The organism is Candidatus Hydrothermales bacterium (assembly GCA_039630235.1).
Lineage (GTDB): Bacteria > Hydrothermota > Hydrothermia > Hydrothermales > JAJRUZ01 > JBCNVI01.
In genome coordinates, this window is sequence record JBCNVI010000025.1 from 1 (window position 1) to 1,257 (window position 1,257).

A 1,257-nucleotide genomic window follows, 5' to 3' on the forward strand; every position below is an offset into this window, starting at 1 on the left:
TCTCGGGCCTTGCACACACCGCCCGTCACGCCACGGAAGTCCGTCTTCCCGGAAGCCCTCAGGCTAACCCGCAAGGGAGGCAGAGGACGATGGGAAGGCTGGCAACTGGGGCGAAGTCGTAACAAGGTAGCCGTAGGGGAACCTGCGGCTGGATCACCTCCTTTATAACGGAGAACGTGTTAAAAGTTTTAGGGTCCTTCCTCCTTATTGAGCTGCCATGCCTTTGGGCCTCTAGCTCAGTCGGTTAGAGCGTGCCCCTGATAAGGGCAAGGTCGGTGGTTCAAGTCCACCGAGGCCCATTATCTGGGGCAGGTCCAAGGGGATGTAGCTCAGCGGGAGAGCGCCTGCTTTGCAAGCAGGAGGTCGTGGGTTCAAATCCCACCATCTCCATATAAAGCAGCTCTCCCTGTTATCTTGACAACTGAATAGGTTTTACCTCCTGCATGGCGTGCAAGTTTCTAAGGCTCGGGGTGGATGCCTTGGCTGTCCGAGGGGACGAAGGGCGTGCTAAGCTGCGATAAGCCGGGTGGAGGCGCAGAAAGCCATTGAGGCCCGGATGCCCGAATGGGGAAACCCAGCAGGGTGTTAAGCCCTGCTCTTTGCCGATACGGGACGAAGTAAAACCTTCTAGTAGTCCCAGGAAAGGAAATCAAACGAGACTCCCTTAGTAGCGGCGAGCGAACGGGGAAGAGCCTAAACCACGCAGGTGCCATGGTGGCAGCCTTAGCCTGCGTGGGGTCGTGGGATGCGCGCTTTAAGAGGTCTGCCAGCCTCTTGGGAAGTTACAAAGCACTTATTTAGCTAAAGTGGTCTGGAATGACCCGCCACAGAGGGTGAAAGCCCCGTAAGCGAAAAGTGAGTGCCTTCCTGCGTGCAGTCCCGAGTACTACGGCCCCCGTGAAAGGTCGTAGGAATCAGGGGGGACCTCCCTCCAAGGCTAAGTACTACGGACAGACCGATAGCGCATAGTACCGCGAGGGAAAGGTGAAAAGAACCCCGGAAGGGGAGTGAAATAGAACCTGAAACCCCGGATCCACAAGCCAGTGGAAGGGTCTATATGGCCCGACTGCGTGCCTTTTGCAGAATGAGCCAGGGAGTTGTCCTCAGCGGCAAGGTTAAGCCGTCAGGCGAAGCCGAAGCGAAAGCGAGTCCGAACAGGGCGCAAAGTCGCTGGGGGCAGGCGCGAAGCGGAACGATCTACCCATGTCCAGGGTGAAGGACGGGTAACGCCGTCTGGAGGCCCGAACGGGTCGGTGC

2 tRNA genes and 2 rRNA genes are annotated in these 1,257 nt (G+C 57.8%); all 4 read left to right on the top strand.

What is annotated here, in order from left to right:
- A 16S ribosomal RNA gene (locus ABDH49_09070) occupies positions 1 to 164 on the top strand; the annotation flags it as partial.
- A 61-nt stretch (positions 165 to 225) separates the two neighbouring features.
- A tRNA-Ile gene (locus tag ABDH49_09075) sits at positions 226 to 299 on the top strand.
- A 19-nt stretch (positions 300 to 318) separates the two neighbouring features.
- Positions 319 to 390: transfer RNA gene (locus ABDH49_09080), tRNA-Ala, on the top strand.
- A gap of 58 nt (positions 391 to 448) precedes the next feature.
- Positions 449 to 1,257 (top strand): 23S ribosomal RNA (locus ABDH49_09085); the annotation flags it as partial.